Source organism: Microvirga arsenatis (assembly GCF_009910705.1).
Classification (GTDB): domain Bacteria; phylum Pseudomonadota; class Alphaproteobacteria; order Rhizobiales; family Beijerinckiaceae; genus Microvirga; species Microvirga arsenatis.
On sequence record NZ_JAAAXJ010000007.1, the window covers coordinates 162,364 to 184,713 of the forward strand.

General features: G+C 67.1%; 22 protein-coding genes. 6 read left to right on the forward strand and 16 right to left on the reverse strand.

Translation table 11 applies throughout. The annotated features are described in order from the left end of the window. The first annotated feature begins 69 nt into the window (after window positions 1-69). The 4 genes from GR303_RS14810 to GR303_RS14825 all read left to right on the forward strand — a co-directional run bounded on the left by GR303_RS14810 (window position 70) and on the right by GR303_RS14825 (window position 4,621). Window positions 70-1,848: an acyl-CoA dehydrogenase gene (locus GR303_RS14810; RefSeq protein WP_161723018.1), complete on the forward strand. Its 1,779-nt coding sequence runs from the start codon at window positions 70-72 to the stop codon at window positions 1,846-1,848. Between the two features lie 4 nt (window positions 1,849-1,852). Further along, window positions 1,853-2,704 (forward strand): SDR family oxidoreductase, encoded by an 852-nt coding sequence (locus GR303_RS14815; protein WP_161723019.1) that lies wholly within the window; start codon window positions 1,853-1,855, stop codon window positions 2,702-2,704. 162 nt (window positions 2,705-2,866) lie between these two features. Then, window positions 2,867-3,862 (forward strand): magnesium transporter CorA family protein, encoded by a 996-nt coding sequence (locus GR303_RS14820; RefSeq protein WP_161723020.1) that lies wholly within the window; start codon window positions 2,867-2,869, stop codon window positions 3,860-3,862. 9 nt (window positions 3,863-3,871) lie between these two features. Further along, window positions 3,872-4,621 (forward strand): SOS response-associated peptidase, encoded by a 750-nt coding sequence (locus tag GR303_RS14825; RefSeq protein WP_161723021.1) that lies wholly within the window; start codon window positions 3,872-3,874, stop codon window positions 4,619-4,621. A gap of 257 nt (window positions 4,622-4,878) precedes the next feature. Here the strand turns inward: GR303_RS14825 and GR303_RS14830 are convergent, their stop codons facing one another. The 14 genes from GR303_RS14830 to ygfZ all read right to left on the reverse strand — a co-directional run bounded on the left by GR303_RS14830 (window position 4,879) and on the right by ygfZ (window position 19,589). After that, complete coding sequence (locus tag GR303_RS14830; RefSeq protein WP_161723022.1) at window positions 4,879-6,129, reverse strand: class I SAM-dependent RNA methyltransferase; 1,251 nt, start codon at window positions 6,127-6,129, stop codon at window positions 4,879-4,881. After that, on the reverse strand, window positions 6,122-6,850 hold the full coding sequence (locus GR303_RS14835; RefSeq protein WP_161723023.1) for a TlyA family RNA methyltransferase: 729 nt from the start codon (window positions 6,848-6,850) through the stop codon (window positions 6,122-6,124). The genes GR303_RS14830 and GR303_RS14835 overlap by 8 nt, the downstream gene beginning before the upstream one ends. A 15-nt stretch (window positions 6,851-6,865) precedes the next feature. Further along, on the reverse strand, window positions 6,866-8,773 hold the full coding sequence (gene dxs, locus GR303_RS14840; RefSeq protein WP_161723024.1) for a 1-deoxy-D-xylulose-5-phosphate synthase: 1,908 nt from the start codon (window positions 8,771-8,773) through the stop codon (window positions 6,866-6,868). A gap of 18 nt (window positions 8,774-8,791) precedes the next feature. Continuing rightward, window positions 8,792-9,811 carry a PrsW family glutamic-type intramembrane protease gene (locus GR303_RS14845; protein ID WP_161723025.1) on the reverse strand — a complete coding sequence of 340 codons (1,020 nt, stop codon included), beginning with the start codon at window positions 9,809-9,811 and terminating at the stop codon, window positions 8,792-8,794. Beyond that, window positions 9,811-10,413 (reverse strand): DUF2628 domain-containing protein, encoded by a 603-nt coding sequence (locus tag GR303_RS14850; protein ID WP_161723026.1) that lies wholly within the window; start codon window positions 10,411-10,413, stop codon window positions 9,811-9,813. Before GR303_RS14850 ends, GR303_RS14845 begins: the two co-directional genes overlap by 1 nt. Window positions 10,414-10,456: 43 nt before the next feature. Beyond that, on the reverse strand, window positions 10,457-10,705 hold the full coding sequence (locus GR303_RS14855; RefSeq protein ID WP_161723027.1) for an exodeoxyribonuclease VII small subunit: 249 nt from the start codon (window positions 10,703-10,705) through the stop codon (window positions 10,457-10,459). Between the two features lie 35 nt (window positions 10,706-10,740). Next, a complete protein-coding gene (locus GR303_RS14860) occupies window positions 10,741-13,446 on the reverse strand; it encodes a DUF2339 domain-containing protein (RefSeq protein WP_161723028.1) in 2,706 nt (901 codons plus the stop codon). A 53-nt stretch (window positions 13,447-13,499) separates the two neighbouring features. Next, entirely contained in the window at window positions 13,500-14,018 is a 519-nt protein-coding gene (locus tag GR303_RS14865; protein ID WP_161723029.1) for a tyrosine phosphatase family protein, read from the reverse strand. A gap of 7 nt (window positions 14,019-14,025) precedes the next feature. Continuing rightward, window positions 14,026-14,619 carry an HD domain-containing protein gene (locus GR303_RS14870; RefSeq protein WP_161723030.1) on the reverse strand — a complete coding sequence of 198 codons (594 nt, stop codon included), beginning with the start codon at window positions 14,617-14,619 and terminating at the stop codon, window positions 14,026-14,028. Continuing rightward, window positions 14,620-15,228 (reverse strand): DNA-3-methyladenine glycosylase I, encoded by a 609-nt coding sequence (locus GR303_RS14875; protein ID WP_161723031.1) that lies wholly within the window; start codon window positions 15,226-15,228, stop codon window positions 14,620-14,622. 216 nt (window positions 15,229-15,444) lie between these two features. Continuing rightward, window positions 15,445-15,915, reverse strand: coding sequence for an aminoglycoside 6'-N-acetyltransferase (aac(6'), locus tag GR303_RS14880; RefSeq protein ID WP_161723032.1), 471 nt, complete (start codon window positions 15,913-15,915; stop codon window positions 15,445-15,447). Next, window positions 15,908-16,555 (reverse strand): FMN-binding negative transcriptional regulator, encoded by a 648-nt coding sequence (locus GR303_RS14885; RefSeq protein ID WP_161723033.1) that lies wholly within the window; start codon window positions 16,553-16,555, stop codon window positions 15,908-15,910. Before GR303_RS14885 ends, aac(6') begins: the two co-directional genes overlap by 8 nt. A gap of 98 nt (window positions 16,556-16,653) precedes the next feature. Further along, the gene (locus GR303_RS14890) at window positions 16,654-18,600 is read right to left on the reverse strand and encodes a hybrid sensor histidine kinase/response regulator (protein WP_161723034.1); all 1,947 of its coding nucleotides are present in this window, start codon (window positions 18,598-18,600) and stop codon (window positions 16,654-16,656) included. 110 nt (window positions 18,601-18,710) lie between these two features. Next, window positions 18,711-19,589 carry a CAF17-like 4Fe-4S cluster assembly/insertion protein YgfZ gene (gene ygfZ, locus GR303_RS14895; RefSeq protein WP_161723035.1) on the reverse strand — a complete coding sequence of 293 codons (879 nt, stop codon included), beginning with the start codon at window positions 19,587-19,589 and terminating at the stop codon, window positions 18,711-18,713. A 77-nt stretch (window positions 19,590-19,666) separates the two neighbouring features. Between ygfZ and GR303_RS14900 the strand changes: the two genes are divergently transcribed. Next, a complete protein-coding gene (locus GR303_RS14900; protein WP_161723036.1) occupies window positions 19,667-21,001 on the forward strand; it encodes a dihydroorotase in 1,335 nt (444 codons plus the stop codon). 51 nt (window positions 21,002-21,052) lie between these two features. Further along, complete coding sequence (locus GR303_RS14905; protein ID WP_161723111.1) at window positions 21,053-21,643, forward strand: HAD-IA family hydrolase; 591 nt, start codon at window positions 21,053-21,055, stop codon at window positions 21,641-21,643. 5 nt (window positions 21,644-21,648) lie between these two features. Here the strand turns inward: GR303_RS14905 and GR303_RS14910 are convergent, their stop codons facing one another. Then, entirely contained in the window at window positions 21,649-22,044 is a 396-nt protein-coding gene (locus GR303_RS14910) for a VOC family protein (RefSeq protein WP_161723037.1), read from the reverse strand. Between the two features lie 14 nt (window positions 22,045-22,058). Next, window positions 22,059-22,322, reverse strand: a complete 264-nt coding sequence (locus tag GR303_RS14915) for a hypothetical protein (RefSeq protein ID WP_161723038.1) — start codon at window positions 22,320-22,322, stop codon at window positions 22,059-22,061. Window positions 22,323-22,350 lie beyond the last annotated feature (28 nt).

The following is a 22,350-nucleotide window of genomic DNA, read 5'->3' on the forward strand; positions in this document are numbered from 1 at the left end:
CCTGGGGGGTTTAACGGCGCCCCGATCCGCGTCAACATCAAAAGCCCATAGGCCTCAAGAGGAATCGCCATGACCTACCGCGCGCCCGTGCCGGACATCGTCTTCACCATGCGACACGCGGCAGGTTTCGACCGGGCGGTGGCCGACGGGATCTATGGCGACCTCTCGGCGGATCTCGCCCAGACCGTCCTGGAGGAGGCGGGCCGCTTCGCCAACGACGTGATCGCACCCCTGAACCGCGAGGGCGACCGGCACGGCGTGACCCTGAAGGATGGCGCCGTGACCACGGCACCCGGCTGGAAGGAGGCCTACAGGGCCTGGACCGAGGCGGGATGGAACGCGCTGCCCGGCCCGGTGGAGTACGGCGGGCAGGGGCTGCCGACGCTGCTGAATTCGGCCTGCGTCGAGATGTGGAACGCCGCCTCCATGGCCTTCGGCATCGGGCCGGTGCTCACCATGGGCGCCATCGAGGCGCTGGTCCGGCATGGCTCGGAGGACCTCAAGAGCCGCTATCTCGAAAAGCTCGTCTCGGGCGAGTGGACCGCCACCATGAATCTCACGGAGCCGCAGGCGGGCTCCGACCTCGCAGCCCTGCGCTCCCGCGCCGAGCCCGCCGGCGACGGCACCTACAGGATCACGGGCCAAAAGATCTTCATCACCTACGGCGAGCACGATCTCACCGACAACATCGTCCACCTCGTGCTCGCGCGCCTGCCCGACGCGCCCGCCGGCACCCGCGGCATCTCGCTCTTCCTCGTGCCGAAATTCCTCCCCGACGGCACGCGCAACGACGTGCGCTGCCATTCCATCGAGCACAAGCTCGGCATCCATGCCTCGCCCACCTGCACCATGATCTTCGGCGACAACGGCGGTGCCGTCGGCTGGCTCGTCGGCGAGGAGAACCGCGGGCTCAACTGCATGTTCACGATGATGAACAACGCCCGCCTCGCGGTCGGCCTGCAGGGCGTGGCGATCGCGGATCGCGCCTATCAGCAGGCCCTCGGCTACGCCAACGAGCGCAGGCAGGGCCGCGCCATCGGCGCCGCGGAGGGCATGAGCCCGATCGCGGTGCATCCGGACGTGCAGCGCAACCTGCTCACCATGAAGGCGCTCACCGCCGCGGCGCGCGCCATCTGCTACATGACCGCGGAGGCCATCGACCGCGCGCATCTGGAACAGGATCCCGCGCGCCGCAAGAAGGCGCATGAGCGCGCCTCCCTGCTCACGCCCGTGGCCAAGGCCTTCTCCACCGATATCGGCGTGGAGGTGGCCTCCCTCGGCGTGCAGATCCATGGCGGCATGGGCTTCATCGAGGAGACGGGCGCGGCGCAGCACTTCCGCGATGCGCGCATCGCGCCGATCTACGAAGGCACCAACGGCATCCAGGCCATCGACCTCGTGGTGCGCAAGCTGCCGCTCTCCGGCGGCGAGACCGTGCGGGCGCAGATCGCGGCCATGCGCGCCACGGTCGCGCGCCTGCTGAAAGAGGGAAAGCCCGCCTTCGGCGCCACCGCGCCGCGCCTGCGCGATGCCATCGAAAGCCTCGACCGCGCCACGAGCTACATGCTGCAGGCGGTCTCCTCCAATGCGCAGGGCGAGGCGCTCGCGGGCGCGACGCCTTACTTGAGGCTCTTCGCGCTAGCGCAGGGCGGGGCCGCCCTTGCCGAGATGGCGCTTGCAGCGAACGCGCAGGCGGCTGCAGGCGACGGCGACCCGGGCCATGCCGGCCGGATCGCGCTCTGCCGGTTCTTCGCCGAGAACATTGCGGTGGGCGCGAAAGGGCTGGAAGACACGGTGATGAACGGTGCAGGCTTCCTGCAGGACGCAACCCTGGCCCTCGCGAGTTGAGATCATGAGCCTCAAGAACAAGACCCTCTTCATCACCGGCGCCTCCCGCGGCATCGGCCTTGCCATCGGACTGCGCGCGGCGAAGGACGGCGCGAACGTGGTCATCGCGGCCAAGACCGCGGAGCCCCATGCGAAGCTGCCCGGCACGATCTACACGGCCGCGGAGGAGATCGAGGCGGCGGGCGGCAAGGCGCTGCCGCTGGTCGTCGACGTGCGCGACGAGGAGGCGGTGAAGGGCGCGATCGGGAAAGCGGTCGAGACCTTCGGCAGCCTCGACATCGTGGTCAACAACGCGAGCGCCATCAGCCTCACGCCGACGCCGCAGACCGAGATGAAGCGCTTTGACCTGATGCACCAGATCAACACCCGCGGAACCTACATGGTCTCGAAATACGCGATCCCGCATCTGGAGAAGGCCGAGAACCCGCACATCCTCATGCTCTCGCCGCCGCTGGACATGAGCGAGAAGTGGTTCGCTCCGCATCTGGCCTACAGCATCGCAAAATACGGCATGAGCCTGTGCGTGCTGGGGCTTGCGGGCGAATTGCGGGGGCGGGGCATTGCCGTCAACGCCCTCTGGCCGCGCACCACCATTGCGACCGCTGCGGTGAAGAACCTTCTCGGCGGCGATGCCCTCGTCCAGGCCAGCCGCACGCCGGAGATCCTGGCCGATGCGGCCTATGCGATCTTCCGGAAGCCGTCGAGGAGCTTCACCGGCCAGTTCCTCATCGACGACGTGTTCCTGCACGGGGAGGGCGTCAGGGATTTCGAGAAGTACCGGGTCGACCCCACAAAACCCCTCGCGCCGGATTTCTTCGTGCCCGACGACACGCCGCCCCTGTCATCCTTGCGATAAGCGTAAGGCTTCATTGTCATCCCCGGCGAGCCGGAGGCGAGGGATGGGGATCCATAGCGCCGAGCGCGATTGTGGATCCCCTTCCCCTTCGCTACGCTCCAGCCGGGGATGACAAGGGACTCCTATGATGGGAAGGCTTATTGCTGAGGGGCGAGGACGCGTATGATTGTGATTCACAAGCCAGCACGGACGAGCGGGCCGGCGGGGGAGTCCCTGGATCGCTTCGTCCTGTCGCCGGGAGAGCCCATTCCCGACGATGCTCTCTGGATCGACCTGATCGAGCCGACCCGCGAGGAGGACCGGCTCGTCGAAGCCCATCTCGACATCGAGATCCCGACGCGGGAAGAGATGGCGGATATCGAGCCCTCCGAGATCCTCTACCATGAGAACAATGCGCGCTACATGACGGCGCGCGTCCTTTGCAGTTCCGAGACCGATGCGCCCAGGCTCATCGATGTCTCGTTCATCCTCACCGAGCGGGCGCTCGTGACCGTGCGCTACGGCGAGCCGCGCTCCTTCAGCATGTTCATGGCCCGCGCGGTCAAGCCCGGCGGCTGCCGGCACCGGCCGGAGGCCGTGCTCGACGGCCTCATCGAGACCATCATCGACCGCGCCGCAGAAATCCTCGGAACCATCGGATCGCGCATCGACCGTCTGTCGCAGACGATCTTCGAGAACGACCGGCAGGGCGCCCGGCGCGCTGCGTCCTACCGCGCCGCGCTCAAGTCCATCGGGCGCAAGGGCGACATCATCTCCAACGTGCGCCAAAGCATGGCATCGGTGGAGCGCATGCTGCTCTTCCTGTCGGCCAGCGTGCCGCGCCCGCAGAAGACGGCCGGCTACCAGTCGGAATGGCGAACGGCGCTCCGTGACGTGCAGTCCATCGAGGAGCACGCCACGTTCCTGTCCAACAAGATCCAGTTCCTGCTCGATGCGACGCTGGGCCTCGTCAGCATCGAGCAGAACGACATCATCAAGATCTTCTCGGTCATGTCGGTGATCTTCCTGCCGCCGACCCTCGTCTCGTCCGTCTATGGCATGAACTTCGAGTTCATGCCGGAACTGAGATGGCAGCTCGGCTATCCGTGGGCGCTCACCCTCATCATCCTCGCCGCCGTGCTGCCCTATCTCTTCTTCCGCTGGAAGAGGTGGCTTTAGGAGAGCTCCATGTGCGGACGCTATGCGATCACGCTTCCTCCCGAGACCTACCGGGAGTTCTACGGCTATTCCGAACAGCCCAACTTTCCTCCCCGCTACAACGTGGCGCCGACCCAGCCCGTGCCCGTCGTGCTGGAGGACCGGGGCGAGCGGCGCTTCATGCTGGTGCGCTGGGGCTTCCTGCCCTCCTGGGTAAAGGACCCGAAGGATTTTCCCCTCGTCATCAACGCGCGGGGCGAGACCCTGCAGACGAAGCCCACCTTCAAGGCGGCGCTGAAGCGCCGGCGCTGCATCTTTCTCGCCGACGGCTTCTACGAGTGGCGGCGGGACGGGCGCGAGAAGACCCCGTTCCTGATCCGCCCGCGCGACCGCAAGCCCATGCCGCTTGCAGGCCTGTGGGAAACCTACAGCAGCCCTGACGGGGCCGAGATCGACACCGCCGCCATTGTGACGACGGACGCCAACGGCACGCTCTCGGCCGTGCACGACCGCATGCCGGTGATTCTCTCTCCCGACGACATCGGTTCCTGGCTCGACGTGCGCGACGAGCGCGCCGACGTGATGCGCCTCGTGCGCCCCTGCCCCGACGAGTGGCTCGACATGGTCCCGGTCTCGAGCCGCGTGAACAAGGTCGAGAACGACGATCCAGACCTGATGAAGCCTCTCGCCGAGCCTGAGCCTGCGCCGGTCAAGGAGCGGAAGCCGAAGGCGAAGAAGCCGCTCTCCAGCGACGAGGACGAGCAGGGAAGCCTGTTTTAGATTTTCAAGCGCAGTCATCCCGGACGGCGAAGCCGATCCGGGATCGTCCGACGCGTGAGACGCAACCCGCCCTCTCCCCCCTTGTGGGGGAGAGTTGGAGAGGGGGGTGCAAACGGGTCGAGCGGGTGCATCGATCATTCCGCTGGCGCCGTACCCCCTCCCTAGCCCTCCCCCACAAGGGGGGAGGGAATACCCCCGCTACGCTCGCTCAGCAATCTTGGATCGGCTGCGCTCCGTCCGGGATGACGCTATTCGTTTCATCGCCTCTTCTTCGCCACGTCCTTGCGCAGGATGCCGACCACCTCCAGGTGCGGCGAGTGCTTGAACTGGTCGACCGGAACGAGGCGCTCCAGCCGGTAGCCGCTGCTGATGAGGATGGCTGCGTCGCGGGCGAAGGTGGCGGGATCGCAGGAGACGCTCACCACGAGCGGAACCTTCGAGGCGGCGATCTGCTTCACCTGCGCCTCCGCCCCGGCGCGCGGCGGATCGAGCACGACGGCATCGAAGGCGTTGAGCTCTGGCGCGAGAAGCGGGCGGCGGAAGAGGTCGCGCGCCTCCGTCGTGATGCGCCGCAGGCCCGGCGTCGCGCGAAAGGCCTTGTCGAGGGCTGTCATGGAGCCCTTGTCGAACTCGACCGCGTGAACTTCTGACTTTTCCGCGAGCCTTAAGGAAAACGGCCCCGACCCGGCAAAGAGATCGGCCACGCGCTTGGCCCTGGCGCAGGCCTCCACGACCAGGCCCGCAAGCACCTCTTCGCCGAGCCGCGTCGCCTGCAGGAACGAGCCGGCCGGCGGAACCACTGCGGTGCGGCCCATCGCGATCGCGGGCGGGCGGCGCTCCACGACCACGTCGCCATGCAGCGACAGGCGCGAGAGATCGAGCCTTGCGGCGAGATCGATGAGGCCGAGGCGATCCGCATCCTTCACCGGGCCATGCCCGCGCACATCCACGTCGAAGCCGGTCTCGGTCTGCGTGATCTGGATGTCGAGCGGCTTGCGGGCGGCCTTCATATGCTCGCCGATGGCGCGCGCGATGGCGGGCGCCTCCTCCCTCAGGCCCGGTACCGCGATGGGGCAGAAGGCGATCTCGACGATCTGGTGGCTGCGCGGCGCCATGTAGCCCACATGCATGGCACGATCCGGAAAGCGCACATGGAGCGTCACGCGCCGCCGCCCCTCGCCATGGGCGTCGACCAGCGGCTCGACGGGCGCTTCGATGCGCGCTTGGCGCAGGGTATGCGCGAGAATGTCCTGCTTCCAGGTCTGGTAGAAGCCGTGCTTCATGTGCTGCGTCGCGCAGCCGCCGCAGGCATCGAAATAGGGGCAGAACGGCGTCTCGCGTTCAGGGGAAGCCGCATCCACGCTCACGAGGCGCCCGTGCGTCCCATCCGGCTCGACGGTGACCGTTTCGCCCGGCAGCACCTTCGGCACGAAGACCGCGCCGGAGGCGCCCTCCGCGATGCCGTCGGCTTTCGCGCCGAGACGCCTGATGACGACCTGTTCAGCCACGGCGGGCTCCCAATAAGAACTCACGATTGCCGTCCCCGCCTTCGATGGGCGAGGGGACGAGGCCGATGACGTCAAAGCCGAGCGAGGCAACGAAGGCTTGAAGATCCTCGCACACGGCGCGATGCACCGCCTCGTCCCGCACGATGCCCTTCTTCACATGGTCGCGCCCGGCCTCGAATTGCGGCTTCACGAGAACCGCGAGCTCGGCCCGGGGCTTCAGGAAGGCCACGGCCGGCGGCAGCACGAGCTTGAGCGAGATGAAGCTCACGTCGGAGACGAGCAGATCGGCCTTGTGAGGGATCAGCGCATCGGTGAGGGCGCGCGCATCCGTGCCTTCGAGATTGGTCACGCGGGCATTGCCGAGGATCGAGGGATGCAGCTGGCCATGGCCCACATCCACCGTATAGACATGATCTGCGCCGCGCTGGAGCAGAACCTCCGTGAAGCCGCCTGTCGAGGCGCCGATGTCGAGGCAGGCCTTGCCCTTCGGGTCGATCGCGAAGGCATCGAGCGCCGCCGCGAGCTTCACGCCGCCGCGGGAGACGTAAGGGTGCGGCTGCTCGGCCGTGATCGTCGCCTCCTCCGGCACCGTGTCGGAGGCCTTGCGAATGACGGCACCGTTCACCGTGACGAGACCGGCCGCGATCGCTTCCTGCGCCCGGGCGCGGCTTGCGAAGAAGCCGCGCTCGACGAGCGCCACATCGGCGCGTTTGCGGGTCATGGAAGCCTCGGGAGCCTATGCTCGCGCCTTGCGGGTCTCTTCGTGTCCCAGCGCCTCGAACACCTTGGTGACGATGCCTGGGGCGTCGAGCCCGGCTTTGGCATACATGCGTTCCGGCTTGTCCTGGTCGAGATAGGTGTCGGGCAGCACCATCGAGCGCACCTTCAGGGCGCCCCGGTCGAGCGCGCCCTTGTCGGCGAGAAGCTGCAGGACGTAGGAGCCGAAGCCGCCGACGGAGCCTTCCTCCACGGTGATGAGCACCTCGTGGTCGCGGGCGAGCCTCAGGATCATCTCCTCGTCGAGAGGCTTGGCGAAGCGGGCATCGGCCACGGTGGTGGAGAGGCCGCGGGCCTCCAGCTCCTCCGCCGCCTTGAGCGCCTCGGCAAGGCGCGTGCCCAGGGACAGGATGGCGATGCGGCTGCCTTCCTTCACGATGCGGCCCTTGCCGATGGCGAGCGGTACGCCCTGCTCGGGCATGTCGACGCCCACGCCTTCGCCGCGCGGGTAGCGGAAGGCGACGGGTCCGTCGTCATAGGCTGCGGCGGTGGCTACCATGTGCACGAGTTCCGCCTCGTCGGCGGCCGCCATCACGACCATGTTCGGGATGCAGCCGAGATAGGCGATGTCGAAGGAGCCCGCATGGGTGGGGCCGTCCGCGCCCACGAGGCCGGCGCGGTCGAGGGCGAAGCGCACGGGCAGGTTCTGGATCGCCACGTCGTGCACCACCTGATCGTAGGCGCGCTGCAGGAAGGTGGAATAGATCGCGCAGAATGGCTTGTAGCCCTCCGTCGCCATGCCGGCGGCGAATGTCACCGCATGCTGCTCGGCGATGCCGACATCGAAGGTCCGATCGGGAAAGGCCTTCTCGAAGATGTCGATGCCGGTGCCCGTGGGCATGGCGGCGGTGATGGCGACGATCTTGTCGTCCTTCGCCGCTTCCTTCACCAGACTCTCGCCGAAGACCTTGGTGTAGGAAGGCGCGTTCGCCTTCGCCTTGGTCTGCGCGCCGGTCACCACGTCGAAGGTGACGACGCCGTGATACTTGTCGGCGGCGGCCTCGGCCGGCGCATAGCCCTTGCCTTTCTTCGTCACCACATGGACGAGGATCGGGCCGGTCTCGGAATCGCGCACGTTCTTGAGGATCGGCAGGAGGTGGTCGAGGTTGTGCCCGTCGATGGGCCCCACATAGTAGAAGCCGAGCTCCTCGAAGAGGGTGCCGCCGGTCCAGAAGCCGCGGGCGAATTCCTCGGCCCGCTGGGCCTTCTCGTAGAAGAACTTGGGCAGCTTCTTCGCCAGCTGCTTGGCCGTCTCGCGCAGGCCGCGATAGGCGCCGCCCGAGACGAGGCGGGCGAGATAGGAGCGCATGGCGCCGGTGGGCGGCGCGATGGACATGTCGTTGTCGTTGAGGATCACGATCAGGCGCGAATGCATGGCGCCTGCGTTGTTCATGGCCTCGTAGGCCATGCCCGCCGACATGGCGCCGTCGCCGATCACCGCGATCACGTTGTTCTGCCGACCCTCCAGATCCCGCGCCACGGCCATGCCGAGGCCGGCGGAGATGGAGGTGGAGGAATGGGCCGCGCCGAACGGGTCGTACTCGCTCTCGGCGCGCTTGGTGAAGCCCGACAGGCCGCCCGCCTGGCGCAGGGTGCGGATCCGGTCCCGGCGGCCGGTGAGGATCTTGTGGGGATAGGCCTGATGTCCCACGTCCCAGATCAGCCGGTCGCGCGGGGTGTCGAACACGTAGTGCAGCGCCACCGTCAGCTCGACCACGCCCAGGCCCGCCCCCAGGTGCCCGCCGGTGACCGAGACGGCGCTGATGGTCTCGCTGCGGAGCTCGTCAGCCACCTGCCTGAGCTGGTTTTCGGGCAGCCGGCGCAGGTCGTCGGGGGTCTTGATGGTGTCGAGGAGGGGTGTGGACAAGGTTGTTCTCGCCAAGCTTCAGCCGGAGGCCAGATCCTTTGAAATAGGGACTTGAGGCGAGGGGGTCAAACCCGAAACTGCACCTTCGGCGGGTTGGCGCAGGATCCTCATGGCGAAAACGATCCCGAGCCAAGCAATGCCGGTCCCCATCAAGCTGGACAGAGAGTGCTGGGTCCAGATCCCGTAGCCGCCGAGACCCGTCATGCAGAGGGCGACGAGAACGGTCGGAAACACGACGAGCACGAACCAAAGCCTGGTCCATCCGGCCCCCGTGGATCGAGCGGACGGAGCGGCGTCACCGCTCCATCGTGCGCGAGCCTGGCGAAGGAGAGCAACAAAGAGCCAAGTCTCTGTCGCTATGACGACGCCGAGGCCGAACGCAACCTCCCACCGCTTCAGCAGAACCTGCAAACCGCTTGATTGATCGCGGTGGGAGAGAACGAAGACGTCGTATATCCCATGGAGAAGGAAGGGGCCTAGAAACGCGGCTGCGATCCACCACCCCTTCCGGGTGTCCTTCTCGGCGGCTCGCGCCAGCAGGAGGCCCATCAGCAGTCCCATCACCGTATGGCTCGGGACCGCTGTAACGGCCCGTGCCAGGGCCACGATCGGCCACTGGCGATCTCCATCCAGCTCCGACAGGACGTAGAAGACATTTTCGAGCCCGGCAAATCCCAAGCCGACCCAGCCAGCCGTCAGGATGAGGTCGAGAGGTGTCCGCACGTCTTCGTGTCGATAGACAATAGTTAGGAGAACGGCGAGCTTGGCCGCCTCCTCAGGCAAGGCTGCGCTGAGGAAGCTGATGGCGACAGCTCCCTTGATCCCGATGATATCACTGCCTGCCGCAACGGAAGACAGCGTAAGGAAGGAGATTGCGACCGTCAGGGCCGACAGGGAGCCCCCTACAACGGCGATGTTCACAGCCTCCGCCGTCACGCGTCTCCGGGCTGCATAGACCAGCAGCAAGCCCAGCCAGATGGCAGGGGCGATGGCACTGAGAAGAGCAGACAACCGCAGCAGAGCATCCGGCACAGGCATCAGCCACGCTCGGCGAGGCTGCCCAGGAACGCGAGTACATTGAAGCCGATGAACAATAAGGTTCCGATCACCGCCCCCGGCACGGAAACGCCCCCGGCCTTCTGAACCAGGGCCTCTAGCTCTTCCTCGCTGGCGGCACGGCTGCGCAACTTTCCGATGCGCTTTAAGGCGTACTGCACGTAAAGGGGCTTCGCCATCATCGCGAGACCGGCGTAAGCACCGAGGGTGCCGGTGCTCGAGAGCGATGGGAAGATGATGGACAAAGCAAGGACCGCTCCGATCAGGCCTGCAGCCCAGCCATAGAGCTTGCGATAGAGAAGCCAGGGGAGCGTGATCAGGAAGGCGGGCCAGCACCACGTCAAAGGCAGCTTTCGCAAAGCAGGATCCTTGGCCCGCATCTTTTCCAGGGCTCGGCGGTAGACCTCGTGGTTGGGGCCGACGAAGGCGGCCAGGAGACGGTCGGACCCGGATGCCGAATCGGCTTCGGACGGTTGTGTTGCGGTGATTTCTTGTGCAGCCGTCATTGTGCGCCCTCTTGTAACCCAGTGACGTTGGCACAGGTGCCCGGGGGCCTCAAGCCGCCCCGTGTTCGGAATCCCCATTCTTGGCGGCACCAGGTTAGGAGCCGCCGAACGGGCGCAAGGGCTATTCCGCCACGTCCAGCGGGGTCGTTCCGGAGGCTGCGCCGTCGGGGCCGATGGTGATCTTCTCGATGCGGGCCTCGGCCTTCTTGAGAAGCTGCTCGCAATGCTTCTTCAGGGCCTCGCCGCGCTCGTAGATCGCGATCGAATCCTCCAGCGGCACGTCGCCGCGCTCGAGGCGCCGCACGATCTCCTCGAGCTCGGCCAGGGCCTTCTCGAAGGGGAGGGACTTGATGGAAGCGGTGTCGGTCATGCGGCTTTCCGTCGAATGAATGTCGTTGCGCAATGTCACGATGGGATTGCGGCATTGCTGGGTCGGTGAGCAAGGAGTCTCTGATAGACGAGACCGATGCCGATGAGAACAAGCCCGAGGCCGATAAACGACACGGCGCGCATGACGCCCTCCAGATTGGCCAGATCGACGATGAAGACCTTGAGCACCGCCAGCACCAGATAGCCCGCCGAAACGAGGCGGGCGAAGCGGTTGCTGCCGAGAAGTCCCAGGGCGAGGAGCAGGATGCCGGTCGCCAGAAGGGCGACGGAATAGCTCCATTGTTCGCCCTGGGTGAAGCCCTTCCAGACGGCCAGCTGAGGTCCGATGAAGATCCGGCGGATTTCCAGGCCGATATAGGCGCTCAGGAGGAGGAGGCTCAGGATCGCCGAGGACAGGGCATGGGCCCGGGGCCGGGCATGCTGCTCCACCCGGGCCAGCACCCCCGCCAGGATCCCTGGCAGGAGATAGGCCAGGATCAGGCTGTTGAAGAACACCCCTCCGGAGACCTCGCGCTCCGAGAAAAACGGGTTCTCGACAAGCAGAAGCCCGATGGCGGAGAGGCCGAACGAGACCGCCTTGAAGATCAGCGAACCCCACCTGTAGACCGGATCGGCCTTCCCGAGATCGAGCCGGGTCAGGAGGGCCGCGAAAACCAGGGCTTCCGTCGCAACCAGGCCCGCCTCCATCAGGCTGAAATCCTGGGCCAGCGGATCGCCTGCATAGAGAGCATGGCGGATCTGGAAGAAGATCAGGAATGCCGCGAAGGCGATGCCGAGGCTCTCGGTGAGCTGGGCGATCCGGTCGCGGCCGGTCCGCTCCAGCAGGCGGCTCGCGGCGAGGAAGGCTGCGGCCGGAACGCCGTAGCCCCAGAGCAGCCAGTTGATCAGGAGCGGGCCGGGATTGCCGTCCACGATGGTGGGATTCCAGACGAGCCGCCCCAGGACGATCAGGCCGATGGCCCCCACGGCGTGGCGCAGGGCCGGAACGGCGATGCGCTCGGCGACCCAGGCGGTGCCGAGGGCCATGAGGGCGAAGGCCACCGTCAGCATGCCCTTCTCGAGGGCGAAGACGAGCCCGAGCGCCAAGGCCGCCAGGGCTGCGGAGGCGGTCGCGCCCGCGCCGAGGCTGAGGGCCGTTCCCTCCTCGCGCCCGTTGCGCAGGAGCCATTGGAAGGCAACCACGAAGGCCAGGGCGAGCCCGCCTGCAACGAGGGCGAAGGAGAGGCTGCGCTCCAGCTCCGCCACCCGCCAATAGGAGGCCAGGAGGGCGAGGAGCGGGCCGATCGTGGCCGCTCCCGCGTACCAGCTCGCGACGGAAAGGCGCAGATGGGGCGAGCGCGCCAGCCTGACCAGGGACGCGCCGGCGATGACGGCGGGGGCGAGCAGGGCGAGCCCGAGATGAACCTCCACCGCATGCGGGCGCACCGCGAAGACATCGCCGCTCTGGTAGAGCAGGCTCTCGGGCGCGGTGCCGAGCTCGGTCCCGATGGGCCAGAGCAGGAGGGCTCCGAAGACGGTGAGGCCCGCCCAGGCGACGGCGGGGGCCGCGGCGGCGAAGCGGAACCCCGTGGCGAGAAGCACCAGCGCCATGACCGAGACGAAGACCGGACGGCCGTCTCCCGCCGCGACCGTAGCCGATATCGCGATCGCCGCCAGCGCGAAGGCCAGCAGGACGATGCTGGCCGCATGGTCGATCCCGAGATCCGTGTTCGCCAGGGAGCGATAGGGAAGGACGACGAGGAAGAAGGCGGCGAGGCCGCCCTGCACGACCAGATGGACCATGGCCGGCAGGGCGTCCGTTGCCTCCAGGAGGAAGACCGGCAGCGTCCAGGCCAGCGCACCGGCCGCGGCGGACAGCGCGAGCCAGCGCCAGAGGCGCAGGCGCGCAACCCCGTAGGCGGGCAGCGCCACGAAGGCGAGATAGATCACCAGGGCCCAGGGCTGCGGCCTGTCGGAGGAGACGAGGAGCGGGCTTCCCATCGCGCCGAGCAGGCCGAGGGCAGCCAGGATCGGCCCGTGCAGGGTCGAGGCGAACAGGGCCAGGGCCGCGATCGCGCCCAGGATCACGAAGGTCGCGGCAGGGCCGATCAGTCCATAGAGGGCATAGGCCGCATAGGCCGAGGCAAAGGCGCTGCAGGTCCCGGCCGCCGTCAGGATCGCAGGCACGTTCGCGTGCGGGATGCCGGGCAGGACGAGGCTGCGCTCGCCGCGGCGCAGCCATTCGCCCGCCCCGGTCAGGGCGAGGGCGAACAAACCGCCCAGGGCGATGCGCGTGGCCGGGCTCAGCAGGTTCTGCTCGATCGAATAGCGGACGAGAAAGATCCCGCCGAGGGCCAGCGCCACGCCGCCGACCCAGACGGCCCAGCGGGAGCCCAGCGTCGCCTCGAGATCCGCATTCCGGGGCGGTGAAGGCGGCATCGCCGGCGGGATGGACGGGACGGTCCCGGCGGCGGGGGGAGCCTCGCTGTCCGGCGTCTCGGGCGGAGGGGCGGCAGGTGCTTCCTCGACCGGGGCTTCAGGCGCGGGGGCTTGCGCGAAGGGATCCGCCGCGGAGGCCGTCGGAACGGGCCCGGTCCGGAGCTGCCGCAGCTCGCCTTCGAGAGCCCCGATGCGGTGCTGCAGAGCGGTGAGCCTGTTGCGTGCCGAAAGACCGAGGACCAGCCCTGCGATGGCGCAGACGGGGATGCTGAGGGCCAGCAGAACGAGCAGAGGAATTTCCAAGAGGCGGCCTCGGAAGATGCATCGGGGCCGCGGCCGGTCCAGGCTGGAATCGGCTAGCGGCGGTTAAGCTGTAACATGAAGGGCGTGCCCTCCATAGCCTCGGCTCCGCGCCCGATGCTCCGGATCGCATCGACCATCCGCCCCCGGCGGCCGAGGAGGCCGTCGGCGAGGGACACGAAGCGGGCGTTCGGGGTGGCGCTGGGAGAGGCCCGGCGCAGGGCTTGGGCGAGTTCGGCCTCGCTTCGCTCCGGGGCCAGGGCGCAGGCCGCGATATAGGCGGCGGCCGTGGAGCGGCTGATTCCCGCCCAGCAATGGAAGAGGAGGGGAGCCTCGCGGTCCCAGGCGCGGATGAAGGCGAGCAGCTGCTCCATGTGCTCGGCACCGGCCAGCACATGCCCGTCGAGAGGCTCCACGATGTCGCTGACGCCGATGACGAGATGGCGCTCCGCCGCGATGGCGGCGGGCCGCTCGACCCGGGCGCCCGCGCCCATCAGGCTGACCAGGTGGCTGGGGCGGATCGCGGCGGCGGTCTCGTGCAGGCGGGACAGGGGGCAGACATGCAGGGTCGGCATGGCGGCCTCAGGCCGAAAGAGCGGCATTCACCGCGTCCCGGTAGCGCTCCTCGGCCTTCGAGACCGGCCAGGGCTCCAGCAGGGCGAGCGCCGTGCGGGGCAGGGGCTCGGGCCGCCCGAAATACTTGAGCGCCTCCTCGCGGGAGAAGCCGGCGAGATGCGTCGCCTCCAGGAAGGCCGCCTGCCGGTCGGCCTGCTTGATGAAGCGCTTGAGGGCCGCGGCCGGCTGGGCGGGCAGGCCGAAATGGAGATGGATCGCCCCGAGCAGGCCCGCTTCGATGGCCTTGTAGGCATCGCCGATCACCGCCTTGAAGGGCGAGATGATGTCGCCGATCACGTATTCCGGTGCGTCGTGCAGCAGCACGGCGAGGCGCCGCTCGCGGTTCATGCCGGGATCGATGTGGCTCGCGATCGCCTCCACGAGCAGGCTGTGCTGGGCGACCGAGAAGATGTGCGGGCCGAGGGTCTGCCCGTTCCAGCGGGCGACGCGGGCGAGCCCGTGGGCGATGTCGTCGAGCTCCACGTCGAGGGGCGAGGGGTCGAGCAGGTTGAGGCGGCGGCCGGAGAGCATCCGCTGCCAGACGCGCGGTTCCTTGGGCATCTACAGGCCCTTCGCCAGCGCCGCGCATTCCGCGTGGCGGTAGCAGCCGGTGAGGTGATCGTTGGTCATGCCCACCGCCTGCATGAAGGCATAGACGATGGTGGGGCCGACGAAGTTGAAGCCCTCCGCCTTCAGGACCTTCGAGATCTTCCGCGAAATCTCGGTCTCGGTGGGCACGTCCCTGCGGCTCTTCAGGTTCGGCTGAACCGGCCGGCCGCCGACGAAATCCCACAGGAAGCGCGAGAAGCCGCCGCGCTCCTGGATGACGAGCCAGGCGCGGGCGCCGGCGATCGTCGCCTCGATCTTGGCGCGGTTGCGCACGATGCCGGGGTCGAGCATCAGCGTCTCCACCTGCGCCTGATCGAACCGGGCGATGACCGCCGGATCGAAGCCCGCGAAGGCGCGGCGGAAGTTCTCGCGCTTGCGCAGGATCGTGATCCAGGACAGGCCCGCCTGGAAGCCGTCGAGAATGAGCTTCTCGAACAGCGCGCGGTCATCGAATTCCGGCACGCCCCATTCGGTGTCGTGGTATTCCACATAGAAGGGATCGGTGCCGGGCCACCAGCAGCGGGCCTTGTTGTCGGGGTGCAGGATCAGTCCGTCGGTCATGGAACGTGTGTAGCGGGCCTGCGGAGAAACGGGAAGACGGGCTCCTGACGTCAGGAAGCAGATTCATCAATCCCCGACCTCATCCTGAGGAGCAGCCGTCAGGCTGCGTCTCGAAGGAGGATCCCGTGCTCTCTGGAGGCTCCTTCGAGACGCCTGCTGCGCAGGCTCCTCAGGATGAGGTCGGTGGGTGAAAGCACAGCTCGCGGGCCAGAGTGTTCAGGGCGATGACAGGAGCTTGCGGTAATACACGACCCGCTCGGTCTCCTCGAAGCCGAGGGCCTCGTGCATGCTCTGCGAGGCGGTGTTGCGGATGAGGACATCCGAGGCCAGTTCGCGGCAGCCGAGGCGGTTCGCCCAGTCCTCGACGGCCTTGCACAGCAGGCGCGCGAGACCTTTTCTGCGGTGCTCGGGCCGCACATAGATCCCTTCGAGAAAAGCCACCGGCGAGGTGGAGCAGCCGTTCACGTAGTCATGGCGCAGGGCCGCCTCGGCGAAACCCGCCGCCGTGCCGTCGGGCAGGCGCACGAGAAGCGCGATGGCCTCCTTCTGCTCCCAGAGCATGGCCTGCGCTTCGGCCCGGTGTTCCTGTTCGGAGCCCTCCGGCCAGAGGGCGTGCCGCAGGGCGACCCATTCCTCGACGGCCTGAAGCGTGCAGGGCTCGACGCGGCATTCGAGAACGTCAGTCACCGGACCTCGCTCCCCGCGAATCCACAAGGTCGGCCATGTGCCGGGAGGTTTCGTCCTGCGCGAGGCGCAGGCCCGCCGCCACGCCGAGCCGGTCGGCCTCGGACCGGTTCTGGCTCACCTTCCACTTGCCCTCGATCCGCGTGATCTCGATCTCCACGCCGACGATGCCCTTGAGCTGCGCCGCGACGAAGGGGGCCGGCGCATCGTCCACCGCCCATGGCTCGGGTTGCGCGGCTTCCTGGACATCGGTCATGGCCGCGATCTGCTGCAGGAGCCAGCTCGGATCGTCGATCACGCGCATGCGGCCATAGGCCTGCACGATGGCGTAGTTCCAGGTCGGCACCACCTTGCCGTGCTCACGCTTGGCCGCGTACCAGGACGGGGTGATGTAGGCCTCGGGCCCCTGGAAGACCACGAGGGCTTCCTGCGACGGGTCGAAATCCTGCCATTGGGTGTTGGCGCGCGACAGATGGGCCTTGAGGGTGCCCTTGGGCGATGCCTGGGCGTCCAGCACGAAGGGCAGGGGATTGGCCACGATTCCGCTGCCGCCCAGCGTCACCAGAAGCCCGAGCGGATGGGCCCGCATGAGAGCGTGCTGGACCGCGAGGCTGTCCTCGCGAAAGTGCGGCGGCTGGTACATGGCATTCCCGGTCTGGTCGGGCCGGGATGCTAATGGCAAGCGGTTGGGCGGACCAATCAAAAATGCGGATGCCGCCCATCACGCAGGGCGATGGCCGTTCACGCCCCGGTACGAAGCGCCCGCAGCTTCTCCGCCAGCTCCGTCCAGCGGTAGGGCTTGCTGATGAAGGAGATCCCCGCCCCGAAGCCCTCGGCCGGAAGGGCGGACATGGGGTAGCCAGAGGCGAGCAGGATCCTCAGGTCGGGCCGCATCTCGCGGGCCTTGCGGGAGAGCTCCACGCCGTTCATGCCGTTGGGCATCACCACGTCGCTGAACAGCACGTCGATGGAGGGCGTGCGCTCCAGAACCGAGACCGCCTGATGGGCATCGGTCGCCGTCAGCACGTCGTAGCCGAGGCTCTCGAAGATGTCGCAGGCCACCTCCAGGACGGCGGGCTCGTCCTCCACGATGAGCACGGTGCCGGCGGTGTCGCGGGCCGGTCGTTCGGTTGCGTCCTCGTTCTCCATGGCATCGCCCTCTCCCGCCTGGGCCGGCAGCAGCATGGTTATCGTGGTACCCTGGCCGGGGGTGCTGTCAATGGCGATGTGCCCGCCCGACTGCGTGACGAAGCCGTAGACCTGGCTGAGGCCGAGGCCCGTGCCCTTGCCGACCTCCTTCGTGGTGAAGAAGGGCTCGAAGACGCGGTTGACCACCTCGGGCGGCATGCCGATTCCCGAATCCTGCACGGTGACCGACACGTACTGGCCCGGCTGCAGCCCGGCCGCGTTGCCGTCCTTCTCGCTCAGGGTCACGTTGCCCGTCGCGATCCGCAGCGTTCCGCCCTCCGGCATGGCGTCGCGGGCATTGACCGTCAGATTGAGGAGAGCCGCCTCGAATTGCGGCGCGTCCACGGAGATCGGCCTTACGCCGGGAGCAAGCGCGAGCTGCAGCCGGATCAGCTCGCCGCAGGCCCGGCGCAGGATCGCCTCGAAGCCTTCGATGAGCTTGTTCGGATCGTGGAGCGCCGGCTGCAGCGGCTGGCGGCGCGAGAAGGCTAGCAGCTGCTGCGTGAGCTTGGCGCCGCGCTCGGCGGCGCGCTGGGCGCTCTCGATCAGCCTCATGTCGCGGGAATCTCTCGCGTTGCGGGTCAGGAGGTCGAGATTGTTGACGATGACCGTCAGCAGGTTGTTGAAGTCGTGGGCGATGCCGCCCGTGAGCTGGCCCACCGCCTCCATCTTCTGGGACTGGAACAGGGCGGCCTGGGCCTGCGCCAGGGCCTCCTGGGCCTGCCGGCGCTCGGTGATGTCGCGGGTGATCTTGGCGAAGCCGATGAGCTCTCCCATCTCGTTGCGGATGGGGTCGATCACCACGCTGGCCCAGAAGCGGGTGCCGTCCTTGCGCTTGCGCCAGCCCTCCGCCTCGAACTTGCCCTCCCGGGCGGCCGTCTCGAGGGCGCGCTTCGGCAGGTTCGTCGCCAGATCCTCCTCGGTGTAGAACTGCGAGAAGTGCTTTCCGACGATCTCTTCCTCGGAATAGCCCTTGATCCGCTGCGCTCCGGAATTCCAGTTGGTCACGCGGCCCTGCGGGTCGAGCATGTAGATCGCATAATCCGTCACGCCCTGGACCAGCAGGCGGAAGCGCTCCTCGCTTTCGCGCAGGGCTTCCTGAGCCTTCTTGCGCTCCGTCAGGTCCCGGGTGATCTTGGCGAAGCCGAGCAGGTTGCCGCGGGAGTCGCGGATCGGGTCGATGACCACATGCGCCCAGAAGCGGGTGCCGTCCTTGCGCTTGCGCCAGCCCTCCGCCTCGAACTTGCCCTCCCGGGCGGCCGTCTCGAGGGCGCGCTGCGGCAGGTTCGTCGCGAGGTCCTCCTCCGTGTAGAAGCGGGAGAAGTGTTCGCCGAGGATCTCGCTTTCCGAATAACCCTTGAAGCGCTGAGCGCCGGCATTCCAGCTCGCGATGATGCCGGTCGGGTCGAGCATGTAGATGGCATAGTCGGTGACCGCATCGACAAGAAGCTGAAAACGCCCTTCCTGCGCCGTCGTCCCGGTCCTTTGCACTGCGCCCATCGAGAATTCCCCAGCGGCCACGGAGGCGCTCTTTGAGGCGGCGCCGTCGTCAGGCCGTCAAAGCGTAACGTTTTCGTGAGAGCGTTGTTCCGTCGAAGCTTGGCTTTATTTTACGTAACGGAGCTTGGCTCGCCCGGGAAGGGAAAGCGGATCCAGGCGGGCCTCTCGAGCCGGACCGGGATGCCCCCGGCCCGGATCGTCTCGCCCGCCTTCAGGGCTTCCTCCGCCCTGTCGAGGCGGATCATCAGGAGCCCGCGGCCATTGGCGCCGGTGCCCGTCTTGCCCAGAACCTTGCCGCCGGCCGTCACCTCGACGCCGAGATCGGCCGCGAAGCCGCCTTCGTAGCGGGCCGGAACGATCCGGGTGCGGGCGGTGCCCCGGTGCTGCATGCGCGAGACCACCTCCTGGCCCACATAGCAGCCCTTGTCGAAATCGACCCCCTGAAGCTGGTCCATCAGCGCCTCGTGCGGGAAGGCGTCGCCGAACAGGAAGTCGCGGCCGCCCTCCGGCACGCCGAGCGCGATGCGGCGGGCATGGTAGGCCTCGGCCGGGTCCTTCGCGAACTCCCCTGCATCCTCGGCCGCTACGATGGCGCGCCAGCCGAGGGCCGGCAGGCGCGGGTCCTCGGCCACGAGGCCCGCCTCGTCGCTCGGCCGCGGCGCGTCCCAGCCGGCGACGACGGCAAGGGAGTCTGACAGATCCTCGATCGCCACCTTCGCCCGCAGCCTGTAGAAGCCGAGGCGCTTGGCCAGATCCGGCGCAAAGACCTTGAGCACGTCCAGGTAATAGGCGCCCCCGATCTCCTGCGGCGCCTGGAACACGAGGAAGTCGAACAGGATCTTGCCCTGGGGCGTCAGAAGGGCGCCGAGCCGCGCGGCCTCCGGCGTGATCCGGTCGAGGTCGCAGGTGATGAGGTTGTCGAGAAAAGTCTTGGCGTCGTCGCCCGAAACCCTTACCACGCCCCGGTCGGCCAGATGGACAGACGGCATGTGCCCCGCTCCCGTTGCTCTTTGCGTCCAGCGTGACATATGCCCCTTCCGCAGCGGCCTCAAGGGATGAGATTGCCATGCCCCAGACCTTCGACCTGATCCTCAAAGGCGGCATCGTCGTGAACCACGACGGGCGCGTGGAGCGCGACATCGGCGTGCGAGGCGGGCGCATCGCCGCCATCGGGGACCTGTCCCGGGCCTCCGCCGGGCGGGAGATCGACTGCCGGGGCCTGCACATCCTGCCGGGCGTCATCGACACGCAGGTGCATTTCCGCGAGCCGGGTCTCGACCACAAGGAGGATCTCGAATCGGGCTCCCGCGCCGCCGTCATGGGCGGCGTCACGACCGTGTTCGAGATGCCCAACACCGACCCGCAGACCACCAGCGCGGAAGCGCTCGCCGACAAGGTGCGGCGCGGCCGTCACCGCATGCATTGCGACTTCGCCTTCTGGGTCGGGGGCACGCACGAGAACGCCGCCGACGTGGCGGAGCTGGAGCGCCTGCCGGGCGCGGCCGGCATCAAGGTGTTCATGGGCTCGTCCACGGGGTCGCTGCTGGTCGAGGACGACGAGGGCATCGCCAACATCCTGCGGCGCACCCGCCGCCGCGCCGCCTTCCACTCGGAGGACGAGGCGATGCTGCGCGAGCGCAAAGGCCTTCGCGTCGAGGGCGATCCGCGCTCGCATCCGGTGTGGCGATCGGCCGAGGTGGCGCTCGCCTGTACGCAGCGCCTCGTGCGCATCGCCCGGCAAACCGGCGCGCGCATCCACGTGCTCCACATCACCACCGCCGAGGAGATGGCGCTCCTCAAGGACCACAAGGATCTCGTCTCGGTGGAGGTCACCCCGCATCACCTGACGCTGGCGGGTCCGGAGGATTACGAGCGGCTCGGCACCTACATCCAGATGAACCCGCCCGTGCGCGACGAGCTTCATCGCGCCGCCCTGTGGCAGGGGCTCGACGAGGGGATCGCCGACATCCTTGGCTCGGACCATGCGCCCCATACGCGCGAGGAGAAGGACAGGGGCTATCCCAACACGCCCTCCGGCATGACCGGCGTGCAGACCCTCGTGCCGATCATGCTCGACCACGTGAACGCGAGCCGTCTCACGCTCGAACGCTTCGTCGACATGACGAGCGCCGGCCCCAAGCGCCTCTTCGGCATCGCGAACAAGGGCCGCATCGCCGTGGGCTACGACGCGGATTTCACCGTGGTCGATCTCAAGCGCATGGAGACGATCACGAATGACTGGATCGCCTCGAAGTCGCAGTGGACGCCCTATGACGGCAAGAAGGTCACCGGCTGGCCTGTCGGCACGATCGTGCGCGGGAACGTGGTGATGTGGGACGGTTCGCTCGAGACGCCGTCGCAGGGCGAGGTGGTGCGGTTCGAGGAGACGGTGAAACCGTAGATGCTGACTTCAGCTTAAGCGCAGAGAGGCAACATTTTGACCAAGGCCATCATGGTGGACGTTGATGGTGTTCTCGTCCATGGGAGACTGGAGGACGGGCGGCATTGGTCGACATCTCTTGAGGCAGATCTCGGAGTATCTGCTGAAGCTCTTCGCCGGGAATTCTTCGACTCGCATTGGAATGAGATCATAACTGGCCGCGCCATGTTGAGAGATCACTTGCAAGCCGTTCTGCAAAAGATCGCCCCTCATCTCACTGCGGATCAGTTGATCAGCTACTGGTTCGCAACAGATGCATGCTTGGACGAAAAATTACTGCGTGATCTCATACAGCTCCGTTCCTCTGGGTTTCAGCTCCATCTTGCCACTAACCAGGAACACCTAAGGGCCAGATATCTTTGGGATGAACTCGGTTTAGCCGCTCATTTTGATAGCATTCAATATTCGGCTCAAATTGGTGCCAAAAAACCTGAGTTGGAGTTTTTCCGCACTGCGGCATCGCGAACTGGTCTTTCGCCAGACGAGATCCTTCTGATCGATGATAGTGTTGAGAATGTTCAAGGGGCTAAGATTGCTGGCTGGAAAGCAGTCCTATGGAGAGCTGAAAAGCCGTTATTCGAAATCCTCAAAGATATTGTTTGAAGAGGCTACTTCACCCAAGCCATATTCTGCAGAACAACCCGGTAGCCGTCCGGGTCCTCGAAGGTGACGCCTTGCCGATCCCAGTAGGGGTTGAAGGAGGAAACGGGCGAATAGCCGTTGGCGCGCATGCGCTGCACGGCTGCTTCCCATTCCGAACGGTCGGGCAGGTAGAAAACCAGCAGGTTGTCCTGCGTCGGAGCGCGGCCGGCGCGATGGTCTCTGTGCTGCGTGAACTCCAGATGCCAGGGAGCGTGCGGGTGACCCAGCATCCTGCCGTCGAAGCCGTCGTGATCGTCGAAGGCAGCAATGATCTCGAAGCCGAGCCCGTCATGGTAAAAGCGGACGACCTCGTGCAGTCGGTCCGTGGGCCGCGCGATTCGCAGGACGGCGTCCTTTCTCATAGGGCGGCGTCAGCTCAATGCTTCAGCGACATCGCCATGGAGAACGCCCCCGTGCGGATCTTGTCCGGCAGGGTGGCGGCGTATTCCGCGACGGCCTCCTCGCCATAGGTGGCGACGAGTTCGGTGAAGGCGGCGAAGAGGGCGGCCTGCGCCATGCAATCCGCGTCGAGCCCGTCGAGCTCGGCCTCGGCGAAGGCCTCGGTCACATAGCTCAGGGCCGCCTGCTTGAGGGCGCTGAGGTCGGGCAGCTCGGTGAGAGGCACGTCGTTGTCGTTCATGATCCAGGCCCCTTTGAGGGGCGGCGCG

Coding starts and splice junctions, on each gene's coding strand:
- GR303_RS14810 (WP_161723018.1), top strand. CDS start 70: ATGACCTACCGCGCGCCCGTGCCGGACATCGTCTTCACCATGCGACAC.
- GR303_RS14815 (WP_161723019.1), top strand. CDS start 1,853: ATGAGCCTCAAGAACAAGACCCTCTTCATCACCGGCGCCTCCCGCGGC.
- GR303_RS14820 (WP_161723020.1), top strand. CDS start 2,867: ATGATTGTGATTCACAAGCCAGCACGGACGAGCGGGCCGGCGGGGGAG.
- GR303_RS14825 (WP_161723021.1), top strand. CDS start 3,872: ATGTGCGGACGCTATGCGATCACGCTTCCTCCCGAGACCTACCGGGAG.
- GR303_RS14835 (WP_161723023.1), bottom strand. CDS start 6,850: ATGACCCGCAAACGCGCCGATGTGGCGCTCGTCGAGCGCGGCTTCTTC.
- GR303_RS14845 (WP_161723025.1), bottom strand. CDS start 9,811: ATGCCTGTGCCGGATGCTCTGCTGCGGTTGTCTGCTCTTCTCAGTGCC.
- GR303_RS14850 (WP_161723026.1), bottom strand. CDS start 10,413: ATGGGGATTCCGAACACGGGGCGGCTTGAGGCCCCCGGGCACCTGTGC.
- GR303_RS14855 (WP_161723027.1), bottom strand. CDS start 10,705: ATGACCGACACCGCTTCCATCAAGTCCCTCCCCTTCGAGAAGGCCCTG.
- GR303_RS14865 (WP_161723029.1), bottom strand. CDS start 14,018: ATGCCGACCCTGCATGTCTGCCCCCTGTCCCGCCTGCACGAGACCGCC.
- GR303_RS14870 (WP_161723030.1), bottom strand. CDS start 14,619: ATGCCCAAGGAACCGCGCGTCTGGCAGCGGATGCTCTCCGGCCGCCGC.
- GR303_RS14875 (WP_161723031.1), bottom strand. CDS start 15,228: ATGACCGACGGACTGATCCTGCACCCCGACAACAAGGCCCGCTGCTGG.
- GR303_RS14885 (WP_161723033.1), bottom strand. CDS start 16,555: ATGTACCAGCCGCCGCACTTTCGCGAGGACAGCCTCGCGGTCCAGCAC.
- GR303_RS14890 (WP_161723034.1), bottom strand. CDS start 18,600: ATGGGCGCAGTGCAAAGGACCGGGACGACGGCGCAGGAAGGGCGTTTT.
- ygfZ (WP_161723035.1), bottom strand. CDS start 19,589: ATGCCGTCTGTCCATCTGGCCGACCGGGGCGTGGTAAGGGTTTCGGGC.
- GR303_RS14900 (WP_161723036.1), top strand. CDS start 19,667: ATGCCCCAGACCTTCGACCTGATCCTCAAAGGCGGCATCGTCGTGAAC.
- GR303_RS14905 (WP_161723111.1), top strand. CDS start 21,053: ATGGTGGACGTTGATGGTGTTCTCGTCCATGGGAGACTGGAGGACGGG.
- GR303_RS14910 (WP_161723037.1), bottom strand. CDS start 22,044: ATGAGAAAGGACGCCGTCCTGCGAATCGCGCGGCCCACGGACCGACTG.
- GR303_RS14915 (WP_161723038.1), bottom strand. CDS start 22,322: ATGAACGACAACGACGTGCCTCTCACCGAGCTGCCCGACCTCAGCGCC.